The sequence below is a fragment of the Candidatus Omnitrophota bacterium genome (assembly GCA_028699255.1).
Taxonomy (GTDB): Bacteria; Omnitrophota; Gorgyraeia; order 2-01-FULL-45-10; family 2-01-FULL-45-10; genus FEN-1322.
Genome location: JAQVUX010000006.1, coordinates 28,849 through 54,596, shown reverse-complemented (window position 1 = coordinate 54,596; position 25,748 = coordinate 28,849). Strand labels below are relative to the sequence as shown.

The window sequence follows — 25,748 nt, the reverse complement described above, 5'->3', positions numbered from 1 at the left end:
ACCTACGCCGCCTTTTCGCACAAGACTACTTCGTCTTTACCGTCGGTCTCGGAAAGCCTGACCGCCACCGTCTCTTTCAACGATGTCGGCACGTTCTTACCGACATAATCGGCCCTTATGGGAAGCTCCCGGTGTCCGCGGTCTATCAGGACTGCGAGTTGTATCTGTCCAGGCCTGCCGAAATCTATCAGGGCGTCGAGCGCACATCGTATCGTCCGGCCGGTATAAAGCACATCGTCGACTAAAATTATCTTCTTTCCTGCGATATCGAAATCTATTTCGGTTGCGTGAACCACCGGTTGGGCCGAAACCTCCGTAAGATCATCCCTGTATAATGTGATATCGAGCGCGCCGACCGGTATCTTGGTAAGCGCTATCTTTTCGACCTTCGCGGCAAGACGCCCGCCCAGATAAGCGCCTCTATTCTTTATGCCTATTATCGCAATCCGTCCGACAGATTTATCGTTCTCGACTATCTCGTGGGCTATTCTCTCCAGCACCCTGTCGATAGCGTCTTTATCGAGTATCTTGGACTTCTCTTTAAGCGTCATGGCAGAACCCCCGGAAAATAAAATGCCCGCTGTCTATTTTTACATAGATAAGCGGGTTACTTTTCATCTTCATCTCCTTTTCCGTCCTCTCGGGAGCGGAATTAAAAGGGTTATGTTAAACTTTTCTTGGTGCTTATTATCTCACATTTTGCGCTTTTGTCAATTAAAATTTTCTGGCTGTTTAACTGTTTAAACTGTTGTTTTTTTTCATACGCATAGACGCAATTTTACTTACCGCGCAACTTCTCGAGCCACTCCTTGATCCGCTTCTCATGGCCCATATCCGTCGGTATATAATAACGCTTGTCCGACGGCTTATATTCCTGCTTTACGTAATGATCCTTATAGTCGTGTGCATACTTGTAACCCTTGCCGTGGCCGAGGGCGTCCCCATCAAGGCTGGCGTCTTTCAGATGATCCGGCACCTCGAGTGTTTTACCCCCCTCCACATCTTTTAACGCCGCCTCCACGCCCAGATAACTGGCGTTCGACTTAGGCGCGCACGCCACATATACGGCCGCCTCCGCAAGCGGTATCCGCGCTTCCGGCATACCCACGAATTCCGCTACCTGCAGGGCCGCATTCGCCAGCACAAGCGCCTGCGGATCCGCCAGGCCGACATCCTCTGCGGCGCATATCACGATCCTGCGCGCTATGAATCTCGGATCCTCGCCGGCGTATATCATCTTCGCCAGCCAGTATAAAACAGCGTCGGGATCGGAGCCGCGCATCGATTTGATGAACGCGGATATGGTATCGTAATGCCCATCTTCGTCTTTATCATAAATGACCGCCTTCTTCTGTATCGATTCTTCGGCGACCTTCATGGTGAAATTAATTTTTTTACTTTTGTCGGCCGGCGTCGTAAGAGCGCCTACTTCGAGAGCCAAAAGCGCGCGCCGGGCGTCCCCCTCGGAGACTTTCGCCAGATGCGCCAGCGCGTCGACATCCATTTCAACGGGTATCTTCCCCAAGCCTTTCTCCTTATCGGAGAGGGCATTCTTCAATATGGCTATCACGTCATCTTCGGAGAGTTTCCTGAACTCGAAAACCTGGGAGCGGGAAAGTAGGGCCGCGTTCACGTAAAAAAACGGGTTGTGGGTCGTGGTGCCGATCAGTATCGGATTGCCGGCTTCTACGTCTGGCATCAGCACGTCCTGCTGGGCCTTGTTAAAACGGTGGATCTCATCGACTAAAAGTATCGTGCGTTTACCGTCGATCGCCTCACGCTTATGGGCCTGATCTATTATCCTCCTCATGTCGGCGACATTATTGGAAGCGGCGTTTATCCGCTCGAAATATGAGTTCGTCTTTTCGCTTATTATAAGAGCCAGGGTCGTCTTTCCGCAACCCGGCGGGCCGTAGAGTATTATCGAGGATATCGTGTCGGATTCGATAAGCCGCCGCAGGAGTTTTCCCGCGCCCAGGATGTGTTCCTGCCCGATAAACCCGTCGAGAGTCGTCGGCCGCATTCTGGCGGCCATTGGCTCGTTCACATTCGGCTTTTTGCCTTCTTTTTGAAATAAATCCATTTTTCCTTGTGATGTCCCCAAGATTTTTTTAATTTCGCGTCCGAAAATAGCCCGCAGAGATTCGTGTCTAAGCGGGGCGTAAAAGTTCGAGCAGATGCGAGAACTTTTTTCGCAGTGAAATTTTGCATGGCCAAAATTTCGCGTCCCGCGAGACACGAATCTCTGCGGGCTTCTTCAGGGGTGCAAAATTAAAAAAATCCCCGCCTGTGCCGTGTGGAGAAAGTAATCTTGACCCCGATTTTCATCAGGTGGGAGCTCTCGAATGAACGCCAAGGCGCTCACTCAGTTAAACTCCCTTTTAACATACTGTTGGCTCAAGATTCCTGTTCCAATCACGCGCACCGCAGGGATATTTTATTTCAATAAAAGTATATCATGCCTTTTGTCGAAAGGCAAATCGCGCTTCCCGGGGTGTTATCGTAATTTCGCGCCGTATTTTTCCTCAAGCGCGCGCAGTATATTCGCGTGGGCCGAGGAAACTTCTTTCTCTTCGAGAGTCCTGGCTGGGTCGGCATATTCGAGCCGGTACGTCAGGCTTATTTTGCCATCGGGTATCTGCTTACCGGTGTATCTATCGACAAGTTTTACCTCTTTCAATATCTGTCCGGCCGCGTTTTTTGCCGCCGAGGCCAGATCGGCATTCATAATCTCTTTCGCGACCACTATCGATATGTCCCTGAACGCGGACGGGTGGTTTGGAAGCTCGTGGAACTCTTTTTTAAGCCTTGCCGCTTTGCATATCGCGTCGAGTGATATCTCGCAGAAATATACCAGTTCTTTTATGCCGAAATTATTGAGTATACTCTTTGCTACTTCTCCGGCCGTACCGATCCTGCGGCCGTCCAATTCGATCGTAGCGGCGCAGGATGGCGAAAAACCGTTGTTGCGTACGCATTTAAAGGTAATCCCTTCTATGCCCAGCTCCTCAGCCACGGTCTCAACGCATCCTTTCAGGTCAAAAAATCCCAATTTTCGCGCGCTCTCCATCCAGGTCGAAACCTCACCGACTATCCCGATGGACAACATCTTCTCCTCGGTGAAATGTCCGCCGGATGCTTTTGTGTATGTCTTGCCGAGCTCAAACAGCCTTAAGTCTTTAGAGCGTCTGTTCACATTCCATAATATGGCCTGAAGCATACCCGGCATAAGACAGGGACGCATGATTTCCTGTTCGGCCGATAGAGGATTTTTTATCTCCGCCATAGAGTCGGTATCGCCGGCGAGCGCCATATTCAGAATATTCTTTCCGAGAAGGCTGTAGGTAATTATCTCGCAGGCGCCGAGGCCCGTAAGAACTTCACGGACCTTCTTTTCGGCCGCGATATCGCGCGGTATATTCATATCCTGTTCGACCGCGTCCGGTATCGTGCTCGGTATCTTATCATACCCATAAACGCGCGCGACTTCCTCTATTATGTCTACCTCGGCGGTAAGGTCGCACCTGAACGCCGGGGGCTTCATTTTCAAAACGCCGTCGGACGAGCTCAATATCTTAAGCCCGAGGGAAGTCACTATCTTTTTTATTTTGGCCGGCGGGATATCCGTCCCGAGGATGGCGGAAAGCCGCGCGAGGCGTAATGTTATCGTTTTTTCATGCGTTTCTTTTTTACCGATATCCTGAAATCCGCAGATCTGTCCGAGCGCTTCTTCCTGTATAAGCGATACAGCCCTGTCGGATGAGTGAACGATATTATTTAGATCAACTTTTCTTTCAAACCTGTAGCTCGAATCGGTTGAAATGGCAAGAACCCTGGCCGTTCTCCGGATCGATATCTGGTCGAAAGACGCGGCCTCGAGGAGTATGTTTTTCGTGTCGGAGGTAACTTCCGTATTCACGCCTCCCATCACACCAGCCACTGCCACCGGTTTATCTTTATCGGCTATTACCAGCATAGAGCCGGTGAGTTCACGGGAAACGCCGTCGATCGTTGTAATCTTTTCGCCGGGCTTTGCCTTACGGACGATGATCTCGGAGCCCGCGATTTTATCGAGATCGAACGCATGCAGGGGTTCTCCGGTCTCGAACAGGCAGAAATTAGTTATATCGACTATATTGTTGACCGATCTTAATCCCATCGACTCGATCTTCTTTTTAAGCCAGTCCGGCGAGGCGGAGACTTTAACATTACGGATTACGCGCGCGGTGTATCTGGGGCAAAGTGTTTTGTCTTCGATGGTAATTTTTACATCGGTAAGTTTTTTTGCCGGGAGCGGTTTTACTTTCGGCAGTTTCAGCTTTCCGCCCGATACCGCGGCGAGTTCGCGGGCAACGCCGACGTATGAAAGCCAGTCCGGCCGGTTCGACGTCACCTCTATCTCGAGGATATCACCGTCCGTAGCTTTGCGGATACTCTCGACGGTAAGCCCGGCCATCGTAAGGACTTCTGCCGCTTTTTCAGCCGATAGTGCGGTATCGATGTAGTCTTTTAACCAGGTATAGTTTATTTTCATACGCCTTAGAATTGTTTTAAAAATCTGATATCGTTTTCGAAGAAGAGTCTTATGTCGGTAATGCCGTATTTCAATATGGCTATGCGGTCTAAGCCCATGCCGAAAGCAAACCCGGTAACTTTTTCCGGGTCGTAACCAACCGCTTTGAAAACTTTCGGGTTTACCATGCCCGCGCCGAGTATTTCCAGCCAGCCTTTCCCGCCGCAAAGACTGCATTTTTGCCCGGGGCCCGCGCCTGAAACAGCGCTATGGGTCGTCGGCCGTGCAGTGTTTGAACACAGGATGCACGAGATATCGACTTCGGCGCTCGGCTCTGTGAACGGGAAGAAGCTCGGTCGAAAACGCATCCTGGTAGATTTGCCGAAGCATCGCCTGGCAAACATCTCGAGAGTGCCTTTCAAATCGGAAAATTTTATAGACGGGCCTACGACAAGCCCTTCTATCTGGTGGAACATAAAGGAATGCGTAGCGTCTGTAGCGTCGGGGCGGTACACTTTACCCGGGACGACTATCGCGAACGGCGGTTTATTCTTTTCCATGAAACGCGCCTGGACCGGAGAGGTGTGACTGCGAAGTAAAAATTTCTCTTCTTTGGATTCTGTCTTCAAATAGAACGTGTCGAACGCGTCTCTCGATGGGTGCTCCAGAGGAATATTGAGCGCTTCGAAGTTATAATGTTCCGTCTCTATCTCGGGCCCTTCGACTATGCGGAAGCCTAAGGACCTGAAGATATCGCACACTTCGTTTATCGTCTGCGTTATCGGGTGCATCCTGCCCGGCCGCGCGGCGATACCGGGAAGCGTCACGTCAAGACGATCGACCGCCTCTTCGGCGCCAGCGGCCACCGCGAGCCGCTCGTCGAGAGCGGCCGTTATGGCGCTCTTCAGCGCATTGACGAGAACGCCCACTGCCGGCTTCTCTTCCACCGAAAGCGTGGCCATCTTCTTAAAAAGCTCGGTTACGACACCCTTCCTGCCAAGATATTTTACTTTCATCTCTTCCAGAAGCGCCCGATTGCCGCCGGAAGAAGCTATATCCTGCAGTGCCGAAAGCTCGATCTGCTTTATCTCTTCTTTCACTTTCGCTTTCCTTACCGATTTAAGCCTTTACAGCCTCAACTATTTTCGAAAACGCTTTCTTGTCCGATACCGCAATTTCCGACAGCATTTTCCTATCGATCAGGATCTTTATCTTCTTCAACCCTTCCATAAAGCGCGAATAAGATATCCCATTCTCCCTGCATGCGGCATTTATCCTCACGATCCACAATGAACGGAAATCGCGTTTGCGCGCTTTGCGGTCTCTGTAACTGTACATCATGCCTTTAGCCACGGACTCCATGGCGCGCTTGTGAAAACGCGATCTGCCGCCCCATTGGCCTTCAGCCGCCTTCATTACCCGTTTTTTGCGTCTATGCGCCGCTACTGCATGTTTGACTTTACTCATTTCTCCTCCTTATTACGCTCCGTATGGCAGGAGCTTGTGCATAATATTCTCAAAACTCTTCGAGACATATGTGGCTTTTGTCAGATGCCGTTTCCGCTTCCCCGTCCTGCCGGTCAAAAGATGGCTCTTATTAGCCTTGAACCTTTTTATCTTGCCGGATTTCGTCACTCTCATTCTTTTTTTAACGCTTCTATTGGTCTTTAGTTTTGGCATTTTTGCCTCCTTATATAAAGCAAATTCCGTTAACGCATATCTTCGCGCTTTCTATCCGACGTTTTACGCTTTTACGAAATCTGTTTTCGATCTCTATTTTGCCCTGACCACCATATTGATAAAACGGCCTTCCTGCCTGGGCGGTTCCTCAACTTCGCCTATCTGCGAAATATCGCTCGCAAGGCGATCGAATAACTTCCTGCCAAGGTCGACGTGGGCCATCTCCCTGCCCCTGAACATCATGGTAACCTTCACCTTGTCGCCTCGTTTCAGAAAATCTTCGAGATTTCTGAGCTTGAACTGATAGTCATGCTCGCCTATCTTGGGCCCGAGCCGTATCTCTTTTAGATGCACTATCTTCTGTTTCTTTCGCGCCTCTTTCTCGCGTTTCTCCTGTTCGTATTTGTATTTCGAATAATCCATGATCCTGCAAACAGGCGGCACTGCCGTCGGAGCCACTTCGACAAGGTCGAGCCCTGCCTCTTCGGCCCTCTTCAACGCATCCGGCGTGGGCAACACCCCGAGTTGTTCGCCGGCTTCGCCGACACACCTGACCTCTCTTACTCTTATCCGGTTATTTATCCTCAGCTCTTTCTTAGCGATACCAAATCACCTCCCTTTCTTACCTCACTTTTTCTTTTATCTCTTTATTTATCATTTGAATGAACTCTTCGGGCGTCATTATCCCCATGTCGCCCTGAGCTTTCGACCGTATCGACAGAACTCCGCCGGCGGCCTCCTTCTCTCCCACGATTATCATATACGGTATCTTCTCGAGTTCCGCGTCGCGTATCTTCTTCTGCAGACGCTCATTTCTATGATCGAGAGAAACTCTGACGCCGTTTTCGACAAACAAGGCTTCCGTCTTTTTGGCATATTCAAGCGCTTTATCCGATATCGGAATTATCGCGCATTGAACCGGCGCAAGCCATAAAGGTAGCGCCCCCGCGAAATGTTCTATCAGGGCCCCCATGAAGCGTTCCAGAGAGCCTAAAATAACCCTGTGCAACATTATCGGACGGTATTCTTTTCCATCCTGGCCCACGTAAGTAAGATTGAACCGCTCCGGCAGGGCAAAATCGCATTGTATCGTCGCGCACTGCCATTCGCGCTTCAAAGCATCTTTAAGTTTTATGTCTATCTTCGGCCCATAAAAAGCGCCGTCGCCTTCGTTGATGGTGTAATTTAAATATTTGCGTTTCAAAGCCTGAATGAGAGCGCGTTCGGCCGTTTCCCAATCGGCGTCATTACCGATAGATTTCTCGGGCCTCGTCGATACCTCGACGGAGAAATCCTCGAACCCGAACACATTCAACGTGTCGATAACGAAATTAATGACCTTTATTATCTCGTCCTCAACCTGGTCGCGTAAACAGAATATGTGCGCGTCGTCCTGCGTAAATCCGCGAACGCGCAGAAGCCCGTGTAGAACGCCGGACTTTTCGTTTCTATACACAGTGCCAAGCTCAAAATACCTGATCGGCAGATCTTTGTAACTTCTGGTCTTTGATCGATAGACTAATATATGTCCGGGGCAGTTCATCGGCTTTATCGCGTATTCCTGTCCCTCGATCTCGAACATGTACATATTCTCTTTATAATATTCGTAATGGCCCGACTCTATCCAGATATCGCTCTTCATTATATGCGGGCCAAGCACGAGCTCGTAGCCACGCTTCAAGTGCTCTTTCCTTATATAATCCTCTATGATACTGCGCAGTCGCGCGCCCTTCGGATGGTACAGGACGAGCCCCGGCCCAACCTCTTCATTGAAACTGAAAAACTCCAGTTGTTTACCGAGCACTCTGTGGTCGCGTTTTTTCGCTTCTTCCAGTAAAGTCAGATAATTCTGCAGTTCCTTTTCCGTATCGAACGCCGTACCGTAGATGCGTCTTAACATGGGGTTGGTCTCTATACCGTGCCAATATGCCCCGGCCAGAGACAATAATTTAAACGCCTTTATTCCGCCCGTCGAATCGATGTGCGGGCCGCGGCATAAGTCTATAAAATCCCCGTCCTGGTAAATGGTAACCGTATCCCCGGGTATTTTTTCGATGAGATCGACTTTGTATTTTTCTTTCATTTTTTTAAAGAGCTTTACGGCTTCCGCTTTCTTCATCTCTTTTTTCTCAAACTTATAGTTCTTCTGTATTATCTCGCGCATTCTATTCTCTATCAGTTCGAGGTCTTCCGGCACGAACGGCTCTTCCTTTTCGAAATCGTAATAGAACCCGTCCTCTATCGACGGGCCGATACCGAGCTTCACGTCGGGCCACAGGCTCTTTACCGCCTGTGCCATCACGTGCGACGTGCTGTGTCTTAGCGTTGCCAGATCCATAATAATTCCTTACTTTTCTCTTTCTATCCTTACCTTTTTCATAGAATGGTGCCGGGAGGGGGGGTCGAACCCCCGTGGCCTTGCGGCCGAGGGATTTTAAATCCCTTGCGTCTGCCAATTCCGCCATCCCGGCAGAATGGTGGGCAGTAGAGGACTCGGTTACTACGGCGCCGCCAGGCGCCTGCGTAACCTCACCTCGCTCGCTGTCGCGCATAGCGCTTTTCCTCGCTATTCGCTCGGCGCTCGCTCGCTTCGAGTCCTCCTGACTCACCCTCTACTACTCATGTCAAACAACGTGAAAAATGGTGGGCAGTAGAGGACTCGAACCTCTGACCCCCACGATGTCAACGTGGTGCGCTAACCAACTGCGCTAACTGCCCTTGAAAATTTCTCTGAAGAGCACCTTAAGAACAAACACTGATCAGCTCCTCGCCTAAACATCCGAAAAATCTCTTCGATATTTTTCGGATAGGCTTCGGAGCAATTTGCCTACATTTAAACTACGGCAAATTTGGAGGCGCGGAGCGGAATTGAACCGCTGTATAGTTGTTTTGCAGACAACTGCCTTACCGCTTGGCTACCGCGCCAGTAAAATCACGCGGGTAGGTGCCTACCTACTCAGATTCGGGTAGGACTACCGCGCCACGAGTATTACAGTAGTAGGTGCCTATCCGCGCCTTACTTCACCCACTCGACCGAACCGTTGACCCTCAATATATGCTTGCCGGCTTCTTTGTGATTACCGTCTTTATCCTGCGCTATCACTTTATCGCCCGATGACACTTCCGTGAGCCCTGGGGCATAACTGTAATCCGGACTATCTTTTGTTCCGATCGTTTTGCTGGCCGGGCAATCAAACACGTCCTGCCCGATAACATAGTTAGGATATAATTCACCTAAAGTTGCCGGAAAATTATTTTTATGCTCCATTGCATATTTGCGTAATCCTAACCTTATCTGCCTCAAATTGTTAGCGCAATACATCCTGCGAGAGCGCGCCTTCGCCATTCTGACGAATGGCATAAGCACCGCTATCATGGCTAAAAACACCACAGCCACTATCAGTAATTCTGTTATCGTAAAGGAACGCTTTTTTAACATAACTCTTGATCCTTCGACATTGCTCAGGATCGATTCCGCTCAAGCGCCAAGGAATCGACTATATATTAAAATTCGAGGCCTTGTCAAGGATAATCTTGGCCAATTCCTGCTTGGTTCTGCCTCGATATGCCGCTTTCCGGCCAAACCTGTCTATGATCACCACATCTGTAGCACCCGAACCGAATAACGCGCTTTTTTTGGTCAGTTTATTGGCCACCACCATATCCAGATGCTTCTTCTTTAGCTTCTCCAGGGCATTCTTTTCTAAATTTTCGGTTTCAAGCGCAAAGCCAACCAGAATGTTTTTCTTGCTCTGCCCAAGCTCTTTTAATATATCCGGATTCTCTTTAAGTTTAATGGAAAGCCCGGAGCTTTTTCTCTTTATCTTACCTGCGGCCATCTTCATCGGAGCCCAATCACAGACCGCGGCGGCCATTATCACCAATGTGCCGGGCTTTGCCCTCTTTAATACCTCCCGGCGCATTTCCATAGCGGTTTCGATCTTTAAAAGCCTGACGCCGCGCGGTGCTTCGATATGAGTTGGCCCGCTAACCAGCGTAACATCGTGCCCCCTGCGAAAAGCTTCTCTCGCGATAGCATATCCAAACGTTCCGGTGGAATAGTTCGATATGAACCTGACGGGATCTATCTTCTCGCGCGTGGGGCCTGCGGTTACGAGGACGGGGATCATTTTTTTTCGCCTGGTATTCGCCATCACTTCAGAAGCCTTACAGCCTCTTTTACTATCTCCTTTGTATCGGCGATATGGCCTGTGCCTACGTGGCCGCATGCCAGCCGCCCCTTCGACGGGCCGACGAACTTATAACCGATCGCCTTAAGCTTTGCTATATTCTCGCGCACTATCTTGTGCTCATACATCTTCTCATTCATGGCCGGCGCTATCAAAACGGGCGCGTTCGTCGCAAATACGATACAGGTAAGCAAGTCGTCACATATGCCGTTGGCGAGCTTACCTATCACGTTTGCCGTCGCGGGCGCTATCAGTATAAGGCCCGCCCTGTCCGCTATCGCGGTATGCACCGGCTCCCACTTCTCCGGGGTCTCGAACATGCCCATCGCGACCTTGTTGCGCGCTAAGGTCTGCAGGGACAAAGGCGTTATGAACTCGGCACCCTCTTTAGTCAATACGGGCTGTACTTCCACGCCTTCTTTACGGAGAGCGCTTATGATCTCGCACGAGCGGTATGCCGCAATACTGCCTGTAACGCCCAGTACCACCGGGCCGGTCTTCTTGATCATTTTTTCTCTTTAATTTTATACTCGATTTTGCCGTCGGCGATCTCTTTTAATGCCGCGTTTATCGTTTTGGTATCCGTTTTGCCGCCGGAGAAGTTCGCCGAAGGATCCCCGAGTTCCACAGCCCTTAATGAAGTCAGGACAACGAGTTTATATAAACTGCCGACTTTATTCAATAATTTCTGTATGTCTATCTCTGGCATATAGCTATACTCCTTCAGTTTTTAGTTCCGAAACCACGACTTCTTTTAATTTTTCATACGCGGCGTCGAGCCGGTCATTTACTATGATATAGTCGTACTTGTCTTTATACGCCATCTCCTCTCTTGCGAGCGAAAGCCGCCGCGAAATGGCGTCGTCATCCTCGGACTTTCTCAACCGCAATCTCTTTTCGAGCACTGCGATCGAAGGCGGCATTATGAATATAAGCACGCTCTTCGCCGGAAACTGCTTCTTTACTTTCATTGCGCCTTTTACATCGATGCTTAAAAGAACGCTCCTGCCTTTTCTGAGGTTATCTTCTACAAAATCTTTCGGCGTACCGTAAAAATTCCCGAAGTTCTCTTCGTATTCGAGGAATGCGTCCTTTTTTATGGAGGCCCGGAAATATTTTTCGGATACGAACCGGTAATCGACGCCGTCTTTTTCTCCGGGACGCGGTGGGCGCGTCGTCATGGATATGGAATTTTCCAGCGCCGGGCCGTCCTTTAAAAGCTTATTGCATAAAGTGGTCTTACCGCTTCCCGACGGGGCGGATATCACGAATATGCGCGCGTTCATTCTAGATTTTTGGCCTGTTCGCGTATCTTCTCTATTTCGCCTTTTATCTCTATGACGTTTTTGGCTATCTTGAAATCGCTCGCTTTCGAACCGATGGTATTTATTTCGCGATGGAGTTCCTGGGCGATAAAATCGATCTTTTTGCCTACCTCTCCGTCGCAGGCTATCGTCTTGTTGAAATTGGAAAGATGGTTCTCGAGCCGGGTTATCTCTTCGGATATATCGCTATTTTTAGCGAAAATCGCAACCTCCATCTCGAGGCGGCCCATATCTATATCGCGTCCGCCGGTAAGATCCTTGACCCTGTCGGCAAATCTCTTCCTGTACTCTTCTATATTGAGATGCGCGCGGCTTCTTATAGTAGCAAGCATCGAGGCGATTTTTTTCGTACGGCCGGTGAGATCCAGGTAGAGCGCCTTCCCCTCTTTTTGCCTGTCGATAACGAGTTTCTCTATCGCCATATCGAGAGCCTTTTTCGTCTTTGGCCAGAATTCCTCAATGCCGCGATCTAAGGCGTCGAAATTTATCACTCCCGGCAGGGCCAGGATCTCTTTCATGCTTACTTCTTCTTTCAACCCGAGATATTTCCCAAGCCCGGCGAGCTCATTATAATAATTTCGCGCGGCCTTCCTGTTTATCGATATCCTCTCGCCTTTTAAAAGCGATCCATCGTGCGTAAGGTTGAGGTACACCTTTCCCCTCTTCAGCTTCTTCTGTAAAACCTCTTTTATCTTATCTTCGAGCGCTGTGAGCCCCGTCGGTAATTTAAGCGTCGCTTCGAGAAATTTATGATTTACCGTCTTGATCTCGACCACAACTTTGCCGGTTTTAAAACGCGCCTCGCCTTTACCAAACCCTGTCATAGATTTAATCATGATTATTCCTGCCACACTTTCTTTTCGCCGGACGCTTTTATCGTCTTCGTCGGATACGGCGTTTCCAGTATCTCGTCGGGCGAAAACCACAGTTTTATTTCCCGTTCGGCGTCCTTCGGATTTGCCGACGCGTGAATAACGTTCTCATATACACCCTTGGTGGTGATCCTGCCGTACGCCCCGCGTATGGATACGGCATCGGCTTCTTCCGGATTCGTCGAGCCGCATACCTTGCGCACTTTATCTATCGCGTCCTCGCCCCAATACACCAGTGCCATAACCTTCTTTTTATGATATTCACCCATGAGATATTTTAAAAGATCATTGAAGAATGGTTTATCTTTGAGTTCCCTGTAGTGCTCCGCCGCAAGCTCTTTGGAAACCTTAACTATCTTGGTGGCAATTATATCGAGCTTTGTCTCCGATAATCGCGTAAGGATGTTCCCTGTAAGGGATTTTTTTAATCCGTCCGGCTTTATAAGAACAAGCGTCTGCTGGATCATAAGCCCACTCCTTTATATTATGAAGCTCCCCGGCTAAAAACCCCGGCAGACTTCTTTCGCCTGAAGCAAATCCCGCCCCATCTGCCCGCGGGTAAAGCCCAGAATGCATCGTGGCGGGATAAGGTAATATATTGTAATGATTAATCTCTTTTACGTCAAGAAGATTAAACTTGCGGCTTCGGGGAAAAAAGTTCGAGTATGCGGTTCAAGTCCTCGGTCGAATAATACTCTATCTGTATGCGCCCCCTCTTATTTCCGTGGAATATCTTCACTTTTGTACCGAAAAACTGCTGTAATTTATTCTCGAGGTCGGCGATGTCCTGGTCTTTTTCACGTACTTTCGCCTCTTCCGTTTCCCCTGCGGCTCTGCGCGCGGCCAAAGCCTCTGTCTCCCTTACCGAAAGCCCCTTCTTCACCACAAGATTGCAGACCCTGAGACGGTCATTCTCCGTCGGGACAGAGAGTATGGCTTTCGCGTGCCCGGCTGTGATACTGCCCTTGGATATAAAATCCTGTATTTTTTTAGGAAGCGTTAATAATCGTAGTGTGTTCGCTACGGTAGAACGGTCTTTCCCGACAGCTGTGGCTATTCTTTCCTGCGTAAAATTAAAATCTGTTATAAATTTCTGAAAAGCTGACGCTTCTTCCATCGGATTTAACTCTTCGCGCTGTATATTCTCGATAAGCGACAACTCCAGCATGTCGATATCCGCGACATTTTTCACGATGGCCGGTATAGACTCCATTCCCAAATTGGTAACCGCCCTGAGCCGTCTTTCACCTGCGATAAGCTCATACCCGTCCTGTGACGCTCTAACCAGTACCGGTTGAACGACACCCTTCTCTTTTATAGAGCTGGTAAGCTCATCTAACTTTTCTTTATTAAACTCCAAGCGTGGTTGGTATTTGTTTATTCTAATTTTAGATATTGGTATTCTTAATACTGACTCTCTATTCTCTTGTGAATCATCTCGCGTTGGTATAAGCGCACTTAAACCTTTACCTAATGCTTTGCTTGTCATGACTTAACATCTCCTTCATTTATTTTTTCTAACTCATTTTCATTATTGGAGTTATCGAGTTTTTTTGTTTCGAAATCTTTGGAGATATCTTTTTTTGCTCCTAATAATTCTCCCATAAAATCATGGTATTTTTGCGCACCGATAGAATTCTTATCATAAAGCGCGATTGGTTTTCCAAAACCAGGAGCTTCGGTTAGCCTGATATTTCTTGGTATTACAGTATTATAAACCTTTTCTTTAAAGAAGTTGCGCACTTCCTTGATAACTTCATTTGTAAGGTTAGTCCTGAAGTCCGCCATCGTCAACAAAACGCCCTCAACCTCTAAGGTAGCGTTTAAGTTTTCCTTAACGAGATTTATGGTGTTGACTAATTGGCTTAAACCTTCCAGCGCATAATATTCGCACTGGATCGGTATAAGCACCGAACCTGCGGCAGAAAGGGCATTTACAGTCAGTAATCCGAGAGATGGGGGGCAGTCCATTATAATGAAATCATATTCTATGGAAATGGGGGAGAGGGCCTTTTTCAGACGGTATTCGCGGCCCATAATACCGACGAGCTCTACCTCCGCTCCGGTTAATGCTATTGTGGATGGGATAAGGGAGAGGTTATTAATTCCAGTTCCTATTATAACGCTATGCGGGTCTATCTCGTGGATTACAAGATCGTAGATACTGGTTTTGATATTATGTTTGTTTATGCCTAATCCGCTTGTGGCATTACCTTGTGGGTCGATATCTATAAGGAGAACTTTTTTATCCGACAGGGCGAGATAAACCGACAGGTTTATAGCCGTAGTTGTCTTTCCTACGCCGCCTTTTTGATTGCAAATCGCTATTATTTTCGCCATTTCTTAGAGTGTTCCACGAAGAACATTTTCCCAGAATTTATGCTTAAACTATACCCTATAAATCGTAAATTGTCAAGACGCAACTAAACAGTGCGGCGCAAAATAATCGCTTGTTCGCCTATGGTAAGTACTGTATTGACTACCCAGTACAAAACGAGCCCGGAAGGCATATTATAGAATATGAATCCGAACATTATCGGCATCATGATAAGCATTATCTTTTGCTGTTGTTTCTGCTCTTCAGAAACAGCGGCACCGGAAGATGACATAGACATCTTTTGCTGGACTACCATAGCGGCCACCATAATAAGCGGCAGTATGTTTATAGAATTGCCGATTATCGGGAAAGAGAATGGGATAGAAACTGCCTCCGTCGATGAAAGATCCCGTATCCATAAAAACCCGGCGCCGCGCAACTCTATAGATTTCATCAATGCCTGATACAAAGCTATGAATATCGGCATCTGCAAAAGTATGGGCAGGCAACCGCTGAATGGATTGATATTGTATTTTTTATACAATCCCATTATCTCTTGATTAAGCTTCTGTGGCTGGTCTTTAAATTGAACTTTCAGCTTCTCCATTTGAGGATGCAACTCCTGCATCTTTTGCATCGACTTGAAACTCTTTGCGGTGAGAGGGAATAGGATCACGTTTAGCACAAGCGATAAAAGTATTATGGAAAGTCCCCAGTTCCGTACGACGGAATGGCAACCTTTAAGAACCACGATTAGTGCCTTACTGATCCCGCCGAATATGCCGTAATTTACCGATTCCTCGACACCATAGCCGAATTCTTTCAGAACCGGTATACTGCTTGGCCCGGCATATAACGCATATTTATTCTCGATACTGGCGCCTGGCTCGATAACGATTTTTTCAGAATCTACGCCCGTTACAAGTGTGCCGTCTGAACCTTCGTAATAAAAAGCGCCGCGTGTCTGGGTAAAAGGCTTTAAGATGATGCAAAAATATTTATTTTTAAGGGCTGACCAGCCTACCATGCCTACGCTCATCACGCGCTCACCTATCTTTGGCCGTTTGAATTTAACTGATTTTCCATCAATTTTCGAAGCTACTTCGATAGATATCGCGTCTTGCTTGGCTTTCTCGGTAACGCCGGAGCCACCGACAATGCTATAATTAAATCCTTTTGGTGAGACAGATATATTCTTTACCGATAATTCTAAGTCAATGCCATAACTTGAGTTACGTAAAATATATTTCTTACGTATCTCATAATCTTTGGTGGTTAAGACGTATGTTATGGTTAAGCCGTCTGTCTTTGCCTTGTATTCGACAAGATCAAAATTTTGGCTACCCGATAGATCGCTTATATTAAAAAGGTATTCTTTTGGATTGGATGCCTGGGAGAGACAGTACGGTTCTTTAGAGTTGGCCTCATTATAGTCTTTGAGCTTTATACTCTTTATCGAGCCGCCTATATTACTGAAGGTAAGCGCGTATTTCCCGGTCAGAGCTTCCAGCTCTTTCTCATCGGGCAATTTCGCGGGCTCGGCTATAGGCACTATCGCAGGCGCTTTGGCGGAGGAAGCCTGGGCGGCCTGTCCGGTAAGCGGCGCCGACGATGATGGGCGGGTGGGTTTAACTGTAAAATATTGGAACCCTACTATGATGAGGATCGATAAAGCGATTGCAATTATCAGCCGTTTTTCCATGATATTTTTATCCTTTATTATGCGGGGTCATACCCGCCTTTTGAAAAAGGGTTACACCGAAGAATACGCCAGATGCTTTTAAATATTCCTTTTGAAAATCCGTCTTTCTCTATCGCGTCTATTGCGTATTGTGAACAGGATGGGTAGAACCTGCAGTGCTGTAACATTAATATTGACAAATACTTACGGTAAAACTTTAATGCCAGAATAGCTATCTTTTTCATGTTTTAAGCCTTGTGCCAGCGGTGAGTTTTAGCAATACGTCCTCTGCAGAAACATATGTAGTTATGTTTTCCGGCATTTTTCTGGCCACTATAACCATATCAAACCCGGCCTTAAGAGCGCCTTTATTTTTTCTATAGGCTTCCCGGAATAATCTGCGTATCCTGTTCCGAACCGTAGAGCGCTTGATCGCTTTGGACCCTATCGAGAAACCGAGACGATTATGCCCGAGAGCATTCGCGAGCACGTACAATATAACCCCGCCCGCTTTATACGAAATGCCTTTTTTGTATACCTTAAAGAAGTCTTTTGATTTTAAAAGATGTTCTTTTTTCCGGAATTTCTCGTCGGGGATCATACGGCGAGCTTATGGCGGCCCTTCTGTCTGCGTCTTTTTAAGACCGTCCTGCCGTTGCGGCTCTTCATGCGTTTTCTGAAACCGTGTTTTCTCTTCCGCTTCAGGTTTGACTTACATCTTAAATTAAGCTTCATAACTCTCCCTTCATTATGTGGAAAATTTTCGTAGTGTAATTATATCATAATACGATTCTCAGTCAAGGCTAAAAAGAAAAAGAATTTTTGTGTTGCAAAATGTTATTCCATTCATTATAATTAAAATCTGGTTTTTATGCCGCCCCGCGCGCAGGGTGTTTTGTGCACAACTTGTGCATAACTCTAATTTTTGTGTTGAAAACGTGCTTGTGGGGCTGTGGATAACCTTTAAAAGGGAGCTTAATGCCGATAGAAACCGATGTGGTCTGGACACAGGCCAAAGAGATAATAAAGCAGGTGCTTGGGAATGACCAGGCTTATAATATATGGTTCGTTCCGATAAAACATGTTTCTTTGTCGAACGAAACTATAGTCCTTGAGGTCCCTAATAAATTTTTCCAGGGCTGGATCGTAGAACACTATATGCCATTATTAAGAGAGAGCCTGCAGAAAACCGCGGGCAGGGATCTGAAGATAGAGTTTTCGTTTAGTGAAGAGATCGGCGAGGATGCCTTAAAGAGGATAAGGGCGGAGGTTGAGAAAAAAGAAGCAAAACCTTTCTGGCCGTTCAGCCGGCAGACGCAGGATGTCGCAAAAGAAGTTGGTTTAAATCCAAAGTACACGTTCGAAAGTTTCGTGATAGGCCCAAGCAACAGGTTCGCTCACGCGGCGTCGGTGGCCGTCTCCGAATCTCCGGCAAAAGCATACAACCCGCTTTTTATATACGGCGGTGTCGGCCTCGGCAAAACACACCTTATGCACGCGATCGGCCACAGCGCTCTGCATAAAGCGCCAAAATCAAAGATACTCTACTTATCCAGTGAAGAGTTCACGAATCAGCTTATAAGCGCGATACAGAACCGCTCGACGCAGAAATTCCGCGAAAAGTACCGCAGTGTTGACATTCTCCTGATAGATGATATACAATTCATAGCCGGCAAAGAGTCGACGCAGGAAGAGTTCTTTCACACATTTAACGCGCTATACGACGCGCACAAACAGATAGTCGTGACAAGCGACCGCCCTCCGAAGGAGATACAGCATCTCGAGGAACGGCTCGTCTCGCGTTTTTTATACGGCATCGTCGTCGATGTACAGCCGCCCGACTTCGAAACACGTATCGCGATAATAAAAAAGAAATCTGAAAAAGAGACGATCGCGCTCAGTGAGGATGTATTTTATTTCCTGGCCGAAAAAATAAAAACCAATATTAGGGAGCTTGAAGGCGCGTTGATAAGAGTTGTCGCTTACGCGAAACTTATAGGTAAAGAAGTTTCCGTAGATCTCGCGAAAGAGGTCTTAAAAGACATGATAATAGAGGGTGAGAAGAAAATAACCATAGATCTTATTCAGAAAAAAGTCAGCGAATATTTCGATATAAAACTTTCCGACATGCGCGCGAAGAAGAGAAGCAAGGCGATCGCGTATCCCCGCCAGATCGCGATGTATCTGGTAAGGCAGTTAACGGATTTTTCGCTTCCGGAGATAGGCGACCAGTTTGGCGGCAGGGATCACACCACCGTAATACACGCGTGTGAAAAGATCGAGAGAGAGTTGAAGGATAAGCCTGGTTTTAGGGCTATAATCGACAGGGTTATCCAAAGTATTAAAGAATAGTGAATATACTGTTGGGTGTGTTGATAAGTTTTTAGAGTTTTGCCTGGTTGTTTTGTTGTGTAACCTGTTGTTTGGGTAGGTGGTTATAGGGTTATCAACTTATCCACAGGCTCTACTAATTCTTTTACTGTTTTTTAAGTTTAAAGATATGTAATAGAGGGAGGTATTCTGGGGATGAAATTCACAACAACGAAAGATGTGTTGTTAAAAGGCATACAGGAAGTGCAATCAGCTATAAGCACAAAATCAAATCTTCCCATATTGGCAAATATACTTATCGAAGCTACCGAAGATAATATTATACTGACAACAACGGATCTCGATATAGGGATAACATCAAAAATACCGGTAAAGCCTCAAAACACCGGAGCGATAACAATACCGGCAAAAAAATTCTCAGATATAATTCGCGAACTGCCGGAGGGCGAACAAATATCCGTGTCTGTTAAAAAAAATAATCTTGTTAATATTGAATGCGGGAAGAGCGTTTTTAAAATAATGGGTCTCCCAAAAGAAGAGTTTCCACAATTACCGGAGTTTAAAGATAAAGACTCGTTGATCCTACAGCAAAAAAAATTAAAAACAATGCTCCGGATGACAAAGTTCGCGATAAGCCATGACGAGTCCCGGTACATATTGAACGGCGTGCTTTTTGTGATAAAACCCGCATACATACGCCTCGTCGCTACCGACGGAAGACGTCTGGCTATGATAGAGGATAAGATACAACTTCCAAAAACCCTGGAACGGAAATTTATCGTGCCGACAAAAGCGGTCAACGAACTCGATAGTACCCTGGGAGATGACGGAGAGGTTAAAATATTCTTTAATAATAACCAGATATTTTTCGATATGGGTAAGACGCGGCTCGTATCGCGTTTAATAGAAGGCGAGTTCCCGGATTATGAACAGGTCATACCAAAAGAAGCTAAAGATAAATTTACGGTATCCAGAAATGTATTTTTGTCTGCAGTAAAACGGACGGCGCTTTTCACAAACCAGGATTCGTCGGCGATAAAAATAGATTTGAGCAAAGATAAGGCGGTGATATCGAAGAGCGCGCCGTATTTGGGCGAGGCCCGGGTGGAGATGGATACGGAATATAAAGGTAAGGACATGTCCATAGGGTTCAATCCCGACTACCTGATAGATCTTCTTAAAAATATAGACGACGAAAAAGTATCTTTCGAAGTTGCCGATACCGAAAAGCCGGGCGTTGTCAGAAGAGGTACGGAATATGTTTATGTCGTCCTGCCGATGCAGATAACATAAAATGAAAGCAAAGCAGAAGTCGATAGAAGATGTAGTAAAAGACGTAATTAAAAAATTAAGCGGTAAAAACAGGGTTGGGGAAGAGGAAATAACAAATGCGTGGCGGGAAGCCGCCGGCGCTAAAGCCGCAGGACACTCCCGGCCTGTTGCGATAAAAAAAGGCGTTTTGACCATCAATGTCGACGGATCCGGCTGGCTATACGAACTAACGATAAAAAAAAGAGAGCTCTTGGAAAAACTCAAAGAAAACCTTAACCTTAAAGGGAAACAATTAAAAAACTTAAGATTTAGGATAGGCGATTTAGAAAAGAGAGGGCGAAAGTAAAAATGGCGAAAGAAGAGAAACAGGAATTGAGCGAAGAATCAAAAGCGAAGGCGAAGGCGGACGCGACAAAGAAATACGACGCGACCACCATCACCGTCCTCGAAGGCGTAGACGCCGTCCGGAAAAGGCCGGCTATGTATATAGGCGACACGACCGCGCGCGGACTGCACCATCTCGTGTACGAGGTTGTCGATAACTCCATAGACGAATGCATGGCGGGATACGCCTCAAATATCGATGTCGTAATTCATGCCGATAATTCGGTATCGGTCATAGACGACGGGCGCGGCATACCGGTCGATATACACAAGACGGAAGGCAAACCGGCCGTCGAGGTAGTGCTTACGAAACTGCACGCCGGCGGTAAGTTCGACCACAGGGTATATAAAGTCTCCGGCGGTCTGCACGGCGTTGGAGTGAGTGTCGTGAACGCGCTTTCGGAATGGCTCGAGGTAGAGATACGACGCGACGGGCAAATCCATCACCAGGAATACGAAAAAGGCAGGGCGGTATCGAAGGTTAAAGTCGTTGGCACGGCGAAGAAGACCGGTACCCGCGTAACGTTCAAAGCCGACGAGGAGATATTCGGCAAGGGTAGTATCGTATATAGTTTCGACACGCTCGCGAATAGATTAAGGGAGCTCGCATTTTTAAATAAAGATATCCGTATAACCTTAAAAGACGAACGCGTTAAAGATAAAGATGTCGAATTCAAATTCTCCGGCGGTATCGTATCGTTCGTGGAGTTTTTAAATAAGAATAAGAATATCCTGCATAAAAAAGTCATATATTTCTCGAAAGAGAAAGATAATATAATCACCGAAATAGCGATGCAGTATAACGATGGCTACGCCGAGAATATATTTACATTCGCGAACAATATCAATACGATCGAAGGCGGCACGCATCTTACCGGTTTTAAATCCGCCCTGACCAGGACGATAAACCAGTATTGCAAAGGAAAGAACATTCTTAAAGATTCCGACTCGAGCATTTCCGGCGACGACGTGAGGGAAGGCCTGACGGTCGTGATAAGTGCCAAAGTTCCGAACCCGCAATTTGAGGGACAGACGAAGACAAAGCTCGGTAACTCGGAAGTCGAGGGCATAGTAGAGTCGATAGTGAATGAAGCGCTCGGAGGGTTTCTCGAGGAGAATCCGCCCGTCGCTAACAAAATAATAGAGAAGGCGGTGCTTGCCGCCCGTGCGCGCGAAGCCGCGAGGAAGGCGCGCGAGCTCACCCGCAGAAAAGGGGCCCTGGAAGGGGCGTCGCTCCCGGGGAAGCTCGCCGACTGTCAGGAGTCGGATCCGTCATTGTGCGAGATGTATCTCGTCGAAGGTGATTCCGCCGGCGGTTCGGCCAAACAGGGCCGCGACCGGAGATTCCAGGCGATACTGCCGCTGAAAGGAAAGATCCTGAACGTAGAAAAAGCGCGGCTTGACAAAGCGCTCGCAAATGAAGAAATATGCACCATCATAACGGCGATAGGTACCGGCATTGGAGAAGAATTTAATATAGAGAAGCTAAGGTACGGGAAAATAATAATGATGTGCGATGCCGACGTTGACGGTTCGCACATCAGGACGCTTATTTTGACTTTTCTATACCGCCACATGACCGCGCTCATAGAAAAAGGGCATATCTATATCGCCCAACCGCCGCTTTATAAGATCAAGCGCGGCAAAAGAGAAGAATATATACAGACGGAAGATAATTTTAATAGTCTCCTGTTGGAATTGGGGGCAGAGGGTATGACGCTTATCCGGGTAAGGGACAAGAATCAGTTTACCGATAAGCAATTAAAGGTCATATTAGACGCCCTGGTTGAGCTCGAATCTTTGGCAGGCGCTGTTGAGCGCCGTGGAGTAAGTTTTTCAAAATACATAAGTTTTAGACATAAAAAGACCAAAAAAATGCCAATTTATATGGTTAAAGTGGAGGGCGAAGACCAGTTTTTGCATAGTGACGATGAGCTGGCCAAATGCGTAAAAGGCGATGAGAAAGTCATCGAGTTTTATGAGGCCAGGGAAGTCGAAAAGATCGTGGATCACATCGAAAAATTGGGCGTGGACGTCGAAGATTACCATGGGCCGGACGCGGGAACCGAAGAAAAAGGAACAAAGAAAGAAGCTCAAAAACCAAGATATACGGTTAAGACGGAAAAGGGTAGCGAGAATTTTTACACACTTAAAGATATATTGCGATTCGTGATGGACGTGGGCAAAGAGGGCATGACAATACAAAGGTACAAAGGCTTGGGAGAGATGAACCCGCACCAGTTGTGGGAAACGACGATGGATCCGGAGAAGAGAACGATGCTGAAAGTTACTCTCGAAGATGCCGTCGAGGCGGATGCGATGTTTACGGTGCTGATGGGCGAGGCGGTCGAGCCTCGCAGGGAGTTTATCGAGAAGCATGCGCACGAAGTAAAAGTGCTGGATATATAAATAATTCTTAGGAGAGAATAATGTACACACGGAATGAAAAAGTAATCACGCGATACATAGAAGAAGAGATGAAGGATTCCTATATTAATTACGCGATGTCGGTCATCGTAGGCCGCGCCCTGCCCGATGTGCGCGACGGGTTGAAGCCCGTCCACCGCAGGATCCTTTACGCGATGAAAGAGCTTTCACTCGAGCACAATAAGCCGTATAAAAAATGCGCGAGGATCACAGGAGAGGTATTAGGTAAATATCACCCGCATGGAGACAGCGCGGTTTACGATACTCTTGTGCGCATGGCGCAGGATTTCTCACTGCGTTATCCTTTAGTCGACGGCCAGGGAAATTTCGGTTCGATCGACGGAGATTCAGCGGCCGCCATGAGGTACACGGAAGCCAGGCTCGAGCGCATAACGGATTGGATGCTACTCGACATAGAAAAAGATACGGTGGATTTTGTCCCTAACTTCGACGGGTCGCTCCAGGAGCCGGCGCTTCTTCCGGCGTGCCTGCCGAATCTTTTAGTCAACGGGTCGAGCGGCATAGCCGTCGGCATGGCGACGAACATCCCCCCGCATAATTTGAGAGAAATAGCCGATGCGATCATCTTTGTGATAGACAACCCCGATTGCGAACCGAAAGATCTTTTAAAGAAGGTGAAGGGGCCCGATTTCCCGACGGGAGGGATAATCCGCGGCTACGACGGTATAAAAAGCGCTTATACGACCGGACGCGGGCGGCTTAAAATAAACGCGAAGGCGTTTATTGAAGAGCAGAAAAACGGCAAAGAAGCCATCATCGTCAAAGAGATACCGTACCTCGTTAATAAAGCGAATCTCATCAAATCGATAGCGGATCTGATACAGGATAAAAAGATAGAGGGCATTTCCGATCTACGGGACGAGTCGGATAAGGACGGGATGCGCATAGTCATAGAACTGAAGCGCGGCATCAACGCGCACGTCGTGTTAAATCAACTGTACAAACATACGCAGATGCAGGAGACCTTCGGCGTTATTATGCTGGCGCTCGTCGGCGGCAGGCCCAAGGTTTTAAACTTAAAAGAGATCCTCGATGAATTCATAAAACACCGCAAGGTCATAATAGTAAGAAGGACGAAATTCGAGCTGGCCAAGGCCCAGGACAGGGCGCACATCCTCGAGGGATTAAAGATAGCGCTGAAAAATCTCGACAGGATCATAAAGGTCATAAAAGAGTCCGAGAGCCCGCAGGCGGCGAAGATAGAGCTTATAAAGAAGTTCGATCTGTCGGAAAAACAGGCGACCGCGATACTCGAGATGCAGTTACAGCGCCTGACCGGCCTCGAGCGTGACAAGATAGAGAAAGAATATCTCGAGCTCATAAAAAGAATAGAGTTTTTAAAATCTATTCTTGCCAGCGAGCGGAAGGTTCTCGAGATAATAAAAGAAGAGACGAAAGAATTGGCCGAAAAAATCGGCGACGAGAGAAGGACGGAGATAGCGCCCGAAGCTGAAGAGCTCGATATCGAAGACCTGATCGCCGAAGAGGATGTCGTCATAACGATAAGCCATTCGGGATACATCAAGAGACTGCCCGTGTCCAGTTACAAAAAACAGCATCGGGGCGGCAAGGGCGTTACAGGCGCCGATATGAAAGAGGAAGATTTTGTCGAGCACCTCTTTATAGCATCGACCCACGACTATATGCTGTTCTTTACGGACAAAGGTAACATTCACTGGCTGAAAGTCCACGAGATACCCGAGGGCGGCAGGACGTCCAAAGGCAAAGCTATAGTTAACATGCTCGCGTTAGCCCAGGGGGAGAATATAAGCGCGTTTGTGCCGGTGAGAGAGTTTAAAGACGGGCACTTCCTTATCATGGCCACGAAGAACGGGCTCATCAAGAAGACGGCACTTACCGCATATTCCAACCCGAGGAAGGGCGGCATTATAGGTATCGGCCTCGAGAAAGACGACGCACTTATCGAAGTCGAGATGACGAACGGCGACGACGAGATATTGCTCGCTACCAAAGAGGGCAAAGCCATACGGTTCAAAGAAGCGCAGGTTCGCGATATGGGCCGGGCCGCCAAAGGCGTCAAAGGTATAACGCTCGGCAAAAAAGACGCATGTATCGCCATGGAAATAGTCAAGCCCGAGCAGACGGTACTTACTGTCAGCGGACAGGGTTTCGGGAAGCGGACACCCTTCAAAGAATATCGTTTGCAATCCCGGGGCGGTAAAGGTATTATAAATATGAAGGTGACAGGCAAGAACGGCGAGGCCGTGAGCCTTACGACAGTTTCCGACAAGGACGAGATAATGCTTATGACGGAAAAAGGCATGATCGTTCGTTGTCCGATAAAAGATATACGCACTACCGGGCGCTCGACGCAGGGCGTGAGGCTTATGCGTCTGGATGCGGCGGATAAAGTCGCGTCGGTCGCTAAGATAGTTCCCGAAGACGAAAGCGAAACCGCTCCGGCCGCGGCAGTTGTAAACGCGGCTACGGTTACAGCCGCGCCTGTTCCCGTGAAAGAAAAGCTCGAAGAGGCGAAACCCGAGACGACTCCGACTGAAGAAAAGAAAACTGCGCCCAAAGAAAAGGTTGCGCCACCCAAGAGCGAAGCGAAGAAGAAGTCGATAAAACGGAAAAAGTAATAGCGATTTAAAATCTGTTGATAAAATCAACATAAAACAAGCGTAACTTGCCGTAAAACAAGAGGATGCTCATATTCGAGCGTCCTTTTGTTTTTGTATGAATTATGACGGAATAGGACGTATTTTGACGTGCTA

Annotated in this window: 26 protein-coding genes, 3 tRNA genes and 1 other RNA gene; 5 read left to right on the top strand and 25 right to left on the bottom strand. The window is 47.6% G+C overall.

What is annotated here, in order from left to right:
* Positions 1 to 2: 2 nt before the first annotated feature.
* From pyrR to rpmH, 25 genes are all read right to left on the bottom strand, one after another.
* Positions 3 to 551 (bottom strand): bifunctional pyr operon transcriptional regulator/uracil phosphoribosyltransferase PyrR, encoded by a 549-nt coding sequence (pyrR, locus tag PHS46_05950; GenBank protein ID MDD3906053.1) that lies wholly within the window; start codon positions 549 to 551, stop codon positions 3 to 5.
* A 227-nt stretch (positions 552 to 778) separates the two neighbouring features.
* The gene (locus tag PHS46_05945) at positions 779 to 2,083 is read right to left on the bottom strand and encodes a replication-associated recombination protein A (protein ID MDD3906052.1); all 1,305 of its coding nucleotides are present in this window, start codon (positions 2,081 to 2,083) and stop codon (positions 779 to 781) included.
* Positions 2,084 to 2,276: 193 nt separating this feature from the next.
* Positions 2,277 to 2,436, bottom strand: a non-coding RNA gene (gene ssrS / locus PHS46_05940) — 6S RNA.
* 61 nt (positions 2,437 to 2,497) lie between these two features.
* Complete coding sequence (gene pheT, locus PHS46_05935; protein ID MDD3906051.1) at positions 2,498 to 4,534, bottom strand: phenylalanine--tRNA ligase subunit beta; 2,037 nt, start codon at positions 4,532 to 4,534, stop codon at positions 2,498 to 2,500.
* Positions 4,535 to 4,539: 5 nt separating this feature from the next.
* Positions 4,540 to 5,613 (bottom strand): phenylalanine--tRNA ligase subunit alpha, encoded by a 1,074-nt coding sequence (pheS, locus tag PHS46_05930; GenBank protein ID MDD3906050.1) that lies wholly within the window; start codon positions 5,611 to 5,613, stop codon positions 4,540 to 4,542.
* 19 nt (positions 5,614 to 5,632) lie between these two features.
* Positions 5,633 to 5,980 carry a 50S ribosomal protein L20 gene (gene rplT / locus PHS46_05925; GenBank protein MDD3906049.1) on the bottom strand — a complete coding sequence of 116 codons (348 nt, stop codon included), beginning with the start codon at positions 5,978 to 5,980 and terminating at the stop codon, positions 5,633 to 5,635.
* A gap of 12 nt (positions 5,981 to 5,992) precedes the next feature.
* Positions 5,993 to 6,193 (bottom strand): 50S ribosomal protein L35, encoded by a 201-nt coding sequence (gene rpmI / locus PHS46_05920; GenBank protein MDD3906048.1) that lies wholly within the window; start codon positions 6,191 to 6,193, stop codon positions 5,993 to 5,995.
* A gap of 93 nt (positions 6,194 to 6,286) precedes the next feature.
* Positions 6,287 to 6,796: a translation initiation factor IF-3 gene (gene infC / locus PHS46_05915; protein ID MDD3906047.1), complete on the bottom strand. Its 510-nt coding sequence runs from the start codon at positions 6,794 to 6,796 to the stop codon at positions 6,287 to 6,289.
* Between the two features lie 19 nt (positions 6,797 to 6,815).
* On the bottom strand, positions 6,816 to 8,531 hold the full coding sequence (thrS, locus tag PHS46_05910; GenBank protein ID MDD3906046.1) for a threonine--tRNA ligase: 1,716 nt from the start codon (positions 8,529 to 8,531) through the stop codon (positions 6,816 to 6,818).
* A 46-nt stretch (positions 8,532 to 8,577) separates the two neighbouring features.
* Positions 8,578 to 8,664, bottom strand: a tRNA-Leu gene (locus tag PHS46_05905).
* Between the two features lie 170 nt (positions 8,665 to 8,834).
* Positions 8,835 to 8,911 (bottom strand) — tRNA-Val (locus PHS46_05900).
* A 132-nt stretch (positions 8,912 to 9,043) separates the two neighbouring features.
* A tRNA-Cys gene (locus tag PHS46_05895) sits at positions 9,044 to 9,118 on the bottom strand.
* 91 nt (positions 9,119 to 9,209) lie between these two features.
* Positions 9,210 to 9,632 (bottom strand): type II secretion system protein, encoded by a 423-nt coding sequence (locus PHS46_05890; GenBank protein MDD3906045.1) that lies wholly within the window; start codon positions 9,630 to 9,632, stop codon positions 9,210 to 9,212.
* 58 nt (positions 9,633 to 9,690) lie between these two features.
* Entirely contained in the window at positions 9,691 to 10,323 is a 633-nt protein-coding gene (locus tag PHS46_05885) for a phosphopantothenoylcysteine decarboxylase (protein MDD3906044.1), read from the bottom strand.
* A 23-nt stretch (positions 10,324 to 10,346) separates the two neighbouring features.
* Positions 10,347 to 10,892, bottom strand: coding sequence for a flavoprotein (locus PHS46_05880; GenBank protein ID MDD3906043.1), 546 nt, complete (start codon positions 10,890 to 10,892; stop codon positions 10,347 to 10,349).
* Positions 10,889 to 11,092, bottom strand: coding sequence for a DNA-directed RNA polymerase subunit omega (gene rpoZ, locus PHS46_05875; GenBank protein MDD3906042.1), 204 nt, complete (start codon positions 11,090 to 11,092; stop codon positions 10,889 to 10,891). The genes PHS46_05880 and rpoZ overlap by 4 nt, the downstream gene beginning before the upstream one ends.
* A 4-nt stretch (positions 11,093 to 11,096) precedes the next feature.
* Positions 11,097 to 11,669 (bottom strand): guanylate kinase, encoded by a 573-nt coding sequence (gene gmk / locus PHS46_05870; protein MDD3906041.1) that lies wholly within the window; start codon positions 11,667 to 11,669, stop codon positions 11,097 to 11,099.
* Positions 11,666 to 12,544, bottom strand: coding sequence for a YicC family protein (locus PHS46_05865; protein ID MDD3906040.1), 879 nt, complete (start codon positions 12,542 to 12,544; stop codon positions 11,666 to 11,668). The genes gmk and PHS46_05865 overlap by 4 nt, the downstream gene beginning before the upstream one ends.
* A 2-nt stretch (positions 12,545 to 12,546) precedes the next feature.
* Positions 12,547 to 13,047, bottom strand: a complete 501-nt coding sequence (locus PHS46_05860; GenBank protein MDD3906039.1) for a nucleoside-diphosphate kinase — start codon at positions 13,045 to 13,047, stop codon at positions 12,547 to 12,549.
* A gap of 164 nt (positions 13,048 to 13,211) precedes the next feature.
* Positions 13,212 to 14,069, bottom strand: coding sequence for a ParB/RepB/Spo0J family partition protein (locus PHS46_05855; GenBank protein MDD3906038.1), 858 nt, complete (start codon positions 14,067 to 14,069; stop codon positions 13,212 to 13,214).
* Positions 14,066 to 14,920 carry an AAA family ATPase gene (locus PHS46_05850; protein MDD3906037.1) on the bottom strand — a complete coding sequence of 285 codons (855 nt, stop codon included), beginning with the start codon at positions 14,918 to 14,920 and terminating at the stop codon, positions 14,066 to 14,068. Before PHS46_05850 ends, PHS46_05855 begins: the two co-directional genes overlap by 4 nt.
* An 83-nt stretch (positions 14,921 to 15,003) precedes the next feature.
* Positions 15,004 to 16,599 (bottom strand): membrane protein insertase YidC, encoded by a 1,596-nt coding sequence (yidC, locus tag PHS46_05845; GenBank protein MDD3906036.1) that lies wholly within the window; start codon positions 16,597 to 16,599, stop codon positions 15,004 to 15,006.
* Between the two features lie 17 nt (positions 16,600 to 16,616).
* The gene (yidD, locus tag PHS46_05840; GenBank protein ID MDD3906035.1) at positions 16,617 to 16,823 is read right to left on the bottom strand and encodes a membrane protein insertion efficiency factor YidD; all 207 of its coding nucleotides are present in this window, start codon (positions 16,821 to 16,823) and stop codon (positions 16,617 to 16,619) included.
* Positions 16,820 to 17,179, bottom strand: coding sequence for a ribonuclease P protein component (gene rnpA / locus PHS46_05835; GenBank protein ID MDD3906034.1), 360 nt, complete (start codon positions 17,177 to 17,179; stop codon positions 16,820 to 16,822). Before rnpA ends, yidD begins: the two co-directional genes overlap by 4 nt.
* On the bottom strand, positions 17,176 to 17,313 hold the full coding sequence (rpmH, locus tag PHS46_05830; GenBank protein MDD3906033.1) for a 50S ribosomal protein L34: 138 nt from the start codon (positions 17,311 to 17,313) through the stop codon (positions 17,176 to 17,178). The genes rnpA and rpmH overlap by 4 nt, the downstream gene beginning before the upstream one ends.
* 243 nt (positions 17,314 to 17,556) lie before the next feature.
* Here rpmH and dnaA point away from each other — a divergent pair, with 243 nt between their 5' ends.
* From dnaA to gyrA, 5 genes are all read left to right on the top strand, one after another.
* Entirely contained in the window at positions 17,557 to 18,930 is a 1,374-nt protein-coding gene (gene dnaA / locus PHS46_05825) for a chromosomal replication initiator protein DnaA (GenBank protein ID MDD3906032.1), read from the top strand.
* Between the two features lie 174 nt (positions 18,931 to 19,104).
* Positions 19,105 to 20,202, top strand: coding sequence for a DNA polymerase III subunit beta (gene dnaN / locus PHS46_05820; GenBank protein ID MDD3906031.1), 1,098 nt, complete (start codon positions 19,105 to 19,107; stop codon positions 20,200 to 20,202).
* A gap of 1 nt (position 20,203) precedes the next feature.
* Positions 20,204 to 20,527 (top strand): DUF721 domain-containing protein, encoded by a 324-nt coding sequence (locus PHS46_05815; GenBank protein ID MDD3906030.1) that lies wholly within the window; start codon positions 20,204 to 20,206, stop codon positions 20,525 to 20,527.
* A gap of 2 nt (positions 20,528 to 20,529) precedes the next feature.
* Positions 20,530 to 22,974, top strand: a complete 2,445-nt coding sequence (gene gyrB, locus PHS46_05810) for a DNA topoisomerase (ATP-hydrolyzing) subunit B (GenBank protein ID MDD3906029.1) — start codon at positions 20,530 to 20,532, stop codon at positions 22,972 to 22,974.
* A 20-nt stretch (positions 22,975 to 22,994) separates the two neighbouring features.
* Positions 22,995 to 25,613: a DNA gyrase subunit A gene (gyrA, locus tag PHS46_05805; protein ID MDD3906028.1), complete on the top strand. Its 2,619-nt coding sequence runs from the start codon at positions 22,995 to 22,997 to the stop codon at positions 25,611 to 25,613.
* Positions 25,614 to 25,748: the final 135 nt, after the last annotated feature.